This window comes from Cellulomonas sp. (assembly GCF_035634735.1).
Lineage (GTDB): Bacteria > Actinomycetota > Actinomycetes > Actinomycetales > Cellulomonadaceae > Cellulomonas.
The window spans coordinates 1-5,874 of sequence record NZ_DASQCJ010000007.1 but is presented as its reverse complement, the minus strand read 5'-3'; the positions used below and the strand labels follow the sequence as shown (position 1 = coordinate 5,874).

Genomic DNA, 5,874 nt, shown 5'->3' with positions numbered 1-5,874 from the left:
CCCCGGCGGACGGGATCGGCATGAGGGGCCGGCTGGCCGGGCCGGGCGAGGGCGGCGGGTTCGGGACGGCCCCGGCCCGGGACCGGCGCGTGACCGCGACGCGGCGCGCGGGACGTCCGGGCGACGACCCGCGCCCAGCCGCCGGGCCCGTCGCGACCGCCGTCGCGGTACCGGTCGCCGCCCAGGCGGCGTGCGGCCCGGTCCTGCTCGTGCTGACCCCGGCGGTGCCCGCCTACGCCGTGCTGGCGAACGTCGCCGCCGCCCCCGCGGTCGCTCCGGCGACGGTCGGCGGCCTGCTCGCCGCGCTGCTGGGCTGGTGGCCGGCGGCCGCCGCGTGGTGCGCGCAGGCGGCGGGGGCGGCGTGCTGGTGGATCGCCGCCGTCGCCCGGGGCGCCGCGGGACTGCCCGGCGCCCAGGTCGCCTGGGCGGGCGGACCGCTCGGGCAGGTGCTGCTCGCGTGCGCGTGCGGGGCCGCGCTCGTCCTGGTGCTCCGGTGTCGGCGGGCCGTGGGACCCTAGGCGGGTGCCTGCCTCCACCTCCGCCGCGCGCCGACCCGCCCGGGGCGGCGGCCGTGGGTCGTCCGCCCCCGCCGGCCTCGCGTGGGACGAGGTGGGGCTCGCCCCCGTCGTCCTGATCACGGGCCCGGAGGAGCTGCTGGCGGAGCGCGCCGCGGACCGGCTGGTCGGCCTCGCGCGGGAGCGGGACGCGGAGGTGGAGGTCACCCGCGTCGACGGCTCGGCGTACGGGGTGGGGGAGCTCACGCTCGCCACCAGCCCGTCGCTGTTCGCCGAGGACCGCGTCGTCGTGGTCGAGAACGTCGAGAAGGGCACCGACGACCTGATCCTGGAGGCCACCGCGTACGTCGCGGCGCCGCAGGAGGACGTGGTCCTCGTGCTCCGGCACGGCGGCGGTCAGCGCGGCAAGCGGCTGCTCGACGCCGTCCGCGCCGCGGGCCACCCCGTCGCGGTGTGCGAGGCGATTAAGCGCGACGCGGACAAGGCCTCGTTCGTGACCCAGGAGCTGCGCCGCGCCGGCCGCCGGATGGAGGCCCGGGCGGTGCGCTCGCTGGTGGACGCGGTGGGCAGCGACCTGCGCGAGCTGGCGGCCGCGTGCGCCCAGCTGGTCGCGGACACGTCGGGCGTCATCAGCGTCGAGGTCGTCGAGCGCTACTACGGCGGCCGGATCGAGGCGACGGGCTTCCGGGTCGCCGACGCCGCGGTCGACGGCAACGCGGGGGAGGCGGTCTCGCTGCTGCGGCACGCGTTCGCCACCGGCGTCGACCCCGTGCCCCTCGTCGCGGCGCTCGCCGCCCGGCTCCGGGTGCTCGCGAAGGTGTCCGCGGTGCGCGGTCGCGGGCCGGGCGCCGAGCGCGACCTCGGCCTCGCGCCGTGGCAGGTGGACCGGTCCCGCAAGGAGCTGTCGCGGTGGACCCCCGAGGCGCTGGCGTCGGCGATCACCGCCGTCGCGCAGGCGGACGCCGAGGTCAAGGGCGCGAGCCGGGACCCGCGGTTCGCCGTCGAGCGCGCGGTGCTGCGGATCGCCGCCGCCGTCCGGCGCTGATCGCCGCACCCTCCGCCGTCCGACGCCGACCTCTGCCGTCCGACGCGGTCGACCCCGTCGACCCGGCCCGCGCGGCGTGGCCGATCAGATGTAGTGCTGCCCCAGCGTGTTCCCGGGCCGCAGGAGCGGCGCCGCCGACCGGTCGACCAGCAGGCTCCGCTCCAGCAGGTTGCCCTGGTAGAGGTCGAAGCCGAGGCGCCGGCCGGCCTTGAGCTCGGCGCTGGTCTCGACGAACTCGGCGACGAGCAGCGCGCCGTGCGACCGGGCGAGGTCGACGACGGGCTCGCCCTCGAGGTCGAGGTCGCGCGCGTCGATCTTCACGAAGTCGGCCTGGGGGAGCAGCGTGCGCTGGTCCTGGCGGGAGACGAACCCGGCCATCGCGATGCGGAAGCCCTGCTCGCGCAGCCGGCGGACGCCGCGCAGCACGTCGCCGTCGATGCGGGTGGTGCCGGTGATCTCGACCACCAGGCGGTCGGGGCGGTTCGGCAGGTGCAGCTCGCCGGTGAGGAACGCCCGCGGGCAGCGGGCGAACAGCCACCGGCCGTGACCGACCTCGTCGACGTCGGCGCGCCCGAACGTGGCGCGCAGCACGGCGCTGGTGGCGCGCTCGTGCTGCAGCTCGCTCCACGCGCCCGCGTCCGCGGAGGTGGTGCCCGGCGCCCGGAACGCGAGCTCGTACCCGAAGGGGTGCAGCCGGGGGGAGAAGATCCCCTGCCGCCCCACGACCACGCGCTCGCTCGCGACGTGCCGGTCCCACTCCCGGCGCAGCACGTCCGGGATCGCGGCGTCGATCTCGTCCGCGAGCCGTCGCTCCACGTCGCCCTGTCCCCTGGTCATGGCATCCATGACACCACAGTCAGCGCCACATGACACGGGTTCCGGCCTCCGACCGGGGGTGATATCGCGGGATCGCGCGCCACAGTGACGTCCGATTCACCCGATTGGGCGGAACTCCAGCGGAAACGCTCAGGAGGTGGTGCGAAGCGCCTCGCATCAGTCATGATCGTCGTGACAGAGAGTCAACATTCTGTGACAGGAGACCCCCCATGCGCACCTCGCTCAAGGCCATCGCCACCGCCGCCCTCGCCCTGACCCTGACGCTCGGTGCCTCGGGTGCGGCCAACGCGGCCGGCGGCTTCACGATCCAGAGCGGCGCCACGGGCTGCTGCCGGATCGTCGTCTGAACGCCTTCGGCGCCTCCCGGCTCGCGCTGCTGACTCTCGATGCGCGGGGCGAGCCGGGCCGGGGCCGTGGCGGACGGGTGACAGGCTCGCCGTCACGAGGCGTCATAGGTACAGTGACACCCATGACGACCATTGCTGACCGCGTCCGCCAGGCGCGGTTGGCCGCTGGGCTCTCCCAGACGGCCCTCGCCGGAGACGCGCTCTCGCCGAGCTACATCTCCCTGATCGAGTCCGGTCGGCGCGAGCCGACCGACGCGGCGCTCGGCGTCATCGCCGAGCGGCTCGGGTCCACGGTCGAGTATCTCAAGCACGGCGACGAGGGGCCGGCCGAGGCGCGCGCCAAGCTCGCGCTCGACTACGCCCGGCTCGACCTCGTGTCCGGGGAGGCCTCGTCGGCCCGCGACCGGATCCTCGCGCTCGACCTCGAGCCGGTGACCCGGCAGGTCCGGGTCGAGGCGCTGCTGGCCCTCGCGCAGGCGCACGAGATGCTCGGCGACCTCGAGTCCGCCGTCGGCGTCCTCGAGCCCCTGCTCACGCAGGCGCGCGCCGAGCAGCACCACCTCGACGCCGCCGCGGCGGCCACGGCCCTCGTCGCCTCCTACGTGGAGTCCGGCGACCTCGGTCGCGCGATCGAGGTCGGGGACCGCCAGCTCGCGGAGCTCGAGGAGGCCGGCCTGACCGGCACCGACGAGCACCTGCGGCTCGGCTCGACGACGCTCTGGGCGTACGTCGAGCGCGGCGACCTGCTGTACGCGACGCACCGCGCGGCGGAGCTCATCCGCCAGGCGGAGTCGCTCGGCACCCCGCGCGGGCGCGGGTCGGTCTACTGGAACGCGGCGCTCGTCGCGGAGCAGCGGCACGACTACGCCCTGGCCAAGCGGTACACCGAGCGCGCGCTCGCCCTGCTGGGCGAGGGCGAGGTCAGCCGCGACATCCCGCGTCTGCGGCTCAACTACGCCTGGCTGCTGCTCCGCAGCGACCCCGCGGAGCCGGCGACCGCCCTCGAGCAGCTCGACCGCGCCGCTCCGGAGCTCCAGGTCTCGGGCTCCGAGGTGGAGATGGCGCGCCTCGACGTCGAGCGGTCCCGCGCGCACCTCATGCAGGGCGACCCGGTCTCGGCCGAGGGGTACGGCCGCGCGGCGCTCGAGCGGCTGGGGGACCAGCCCCGGCTCGACGGCGCGGCGGCGCAGCTCGCGATCGGCGACGCGCTGCACGCGCGCGGCGAGGTCGAGGCGGCGTCCCGGGCGTACCGCTGGGCGGCCGACATGCTCGGCATGATGTCCGCGTCGCGGCAGTCCGCGGCGGTGTGGCGCGAGCTCGGCGACCGGTTCCTCGGCCACGGCGACGTGACCGGGGCGGCACAGGCGTTCGACCGCGCGCTGCGGGAGGCGGGCTTCCGGCCCGCCGTGCCCGCGGTGCTGTGGGAGGCGTGGAGCGCGGTGGCTCAGGACTGAGCGACCGCGTTCCCCACGGACGGGCCGCGGCCCGACCGCACAGAGGGCGTCACCCCGCAGGGGGGGTGACGCCCTCGGCGCGTCCGGGGCCGGACCCGGGCCGGTCCCGGGACGGACCCGTCCGAGGGACGACGAAGGGCGGCCACCCCGTGGAGAGGGTGGCCGCCCTTCGTGACGGCTACGGTCGCGTCAGAGCGCGTTGACCGACTTCGCCAGCGCCGACTTCTTGTTGGCGGCCTGGTTGGCGTGGATGACGCCCTTCGAGACGGCCTTGTCGAGCTTCTTCGACGCGGCGACGAGCGCGGTGCTCGCGGCGTCCTTGTCGCCACCGGCGACGGCCTCGCGCACGCGGCGCACGAACGTCTTCAGCTCGGACTTGACAGCCTTGTTACGCAGGCGCGCCTTCTCGTTGGTGCGGATGCGCTTCATCTGGGACTTGATGTTGGCCACGGTGTGGACTCTCTTCGTGTGTTCGCCGGAGCGAGAGGAACAAGGTCGTAGAGGGCGCGTCCGGCGCCGGGACTGGGGCGTGGGGACACCCGCGGAGAGGAACCGGACTTGTGCCCGCCGACCCGGGCGGACACGCGACTGACAAGCCTACCAGGAGAGCGGCGCCCGGACGAAGCGCGGGGCCGGGGCGGCGGACGGGCCCGAAAGTCCTCGTCGCGGCCGGGTGCCCCACCCTAGGGTGCGCCCCATGAGCAGGGACGCCGTCGCCGTGAACCGACGGAGCTGGGACGCGGTCGTCCCGGCCCACCTCGTCGCCTACGGGGCCGACGCCTTCGTGGCCGACCGCGACCGGATCACGTCGGTGGTGCGGGACGACCTCGCCGCGCTCGCGCCGCACCTGCCCGGCGGCTCGCCGGCGGGGCTCGACCTGGTGCACCTGCAGTGCCACATCGGGCTCGACACGCTGTCCTGGGCGCGGCTCGGCGCGCGGGTCACGGGCATCGACCTGTCCCCGGCGTCGACCGCGGCGGCGCGGGACCTGGCGGCGCGGGCCGGGCTGCCGGCGACGTTCCTGGACAGCGACGTCGCGCAGGCGCTGGACGTGTGCCCGGACCGGTTCGACCTCGTCTGCACCGGGATCGGCGCGCTGTGCTGGCTGCCCGACCTGGACGCGTGGGCGCGGGTGGTCGCCGGGCTGCTCCGGCCGGGCGGCACCTTCTACGTCCGGGAGGCGCACCCGGTCCTGTACGCGCTCGACGCGGACCGGGCCGACGGCGCCCTCGTCCTGACCCGGCCCTACTTCGGCGGCGCGGCGCGGCACCACCGGCACGCGACGACCTACGCCGGGGGAGCGGTGCCCGAGGACGCGCGGGACACCTACGAGTGGCAGCACGGGCTCGCCGAGATCGTGCAGGCGCTGCTCGGCGCCGGGCTGCGGCTGGTGGCGCTCGCCGAGCACCGGACGATCCCGTGGCCGGCGCTGCCGGGGATGGTGCCGACGGGCGACGGCAGCTGGGCGCTCCGGGAGGGCGCCGACCGCCTCCCGCTGACCTTCGCCCTCACGGCCACGAAGCCGGGCTGACGAGGCGGCTCGGCGCGCGGCTCCGGTCCCGGGCGCGGGCATGGGACCATGGGGGGTAGTCCCCGACCCTGCGAAAACCGAGGGAGCACGTGTCCCCGATCCCGAGCGCCGCCCAGGCCCAGCGCATCGCCCCCGCGGCGACCCC

General features: G+C 76.2%; 7 protein-coding genes. 5 read left to right on the top strand and 2 right to left on the bottom strand.

The window, feature by feature from the left end; all coding sequences use genetic code 11:
• Both VER05_RS00925 and holA read left to right on the top strand, forming a co-directional pair.
• A partial coding sequence (locus tag VER05_RS00925; RefSeq protein ID WP_324843529.1) for a ComEC/Rec2 family competence protein occupies positions 1 to 518 on the top strand: 518 nt, incomplete at its 5' end.
• A gap of 4 nt (positions 519 to 522) precedes the next feature.
• A complete protein-coding gene (gene holA / locus VER05_RS00920; RefSeq protein WP_414647528.1) occupies positions 523 to 1,560 on the top strand; it encodes a DNA polymerase III subunit delta in 1,038 nt (345 codons plus the stop codon).
• A gap of 84 nt (positions 1,561 to 1,644) precedes the next feature.
• On the opposite strand, the gene VER05_RS00915 is transcribed toward holA, so the two are convergent.
• Positions 1,645 to 2,397, bottom strand: a complete 753-nt coding sequence (locus tag VER05_RS00915) for an EAL domain-containing protein (protein ID WP_324843528.1) — start codon at positions 2,395 to 2,397, stop codon at positions 1,645 to 1,647.
• A 209-nt stretch (positions 2,398 to 2,606) separates the two neighbouring features.
• On the opposite strand from VER05_RS00915, the gene VER05_RS00910 reads away from it, so the two are divergent.
• Together VER05_RS00910 and VER05_RS00905 are read left to right on the top strand one after the other, a co-directional pair.
• Complete coding sequence (locus tag VER05_RS00910; protein ID WP_168217006.1) at positions 2,607 to 2,744, top strand: hypothetical protein; 138 nt, start codon at positions 2,607 to 2,609, stop codon at positions 2,742 to 2,744.
• 122 nt (positions 2,745 to 2,866) lie between these two features.
• Positions 2,867 to 4,198 carry a helix-turn-helix domain-containing protein gene (locus tag VER05_RS00905; protein ID WP_324843527.1) on the top strand — a complete coding sequence of 444 codons (1,332 nt, stop codon included), beginning with the start codon at positions 2,867 to 2,869 and terminating at the stop codon, positions 4,196 to 4,198.
• 189 nt (positions 4,199 to 4,387) lie between these two features.
• Here VER05_RS00905 and rpsT read toward each other — a convergent pair whose 3' ends face one another.
• The gene (rpsT, locus tag VER05_RS00900; RefSeq protein ID WP_154730608.1) at positions 4,388 to 4,648 is read right to left on the bottom strand and encodes a 30S ribosomal protein S20; all 261 of its coding nucleotides are present in this window, start codon (positions 4,646 to 4,648) and stop codon (positions 4,388 to 4,390) included.
• 247 nt (positions 4,649 to 4,895) lie between these two features.
• Here rpsT and VER05_RS00895 point away from each other — a divergent pair, with 247 nt between their 5' ends.
• Complete coding sequence (locus tag VER05_RS00895; RefSeq protein WP_324843526.1) at positions 4,896 to 5,729, top strand: class I SAM-dependent methyltransferase; 834 nt, start codon at positions 4,896 to 4,898, stop codon at positions 5,727 to 5,729.
• Positions 5,730 to 5,874: the final 145 nt, after the last annotated feature.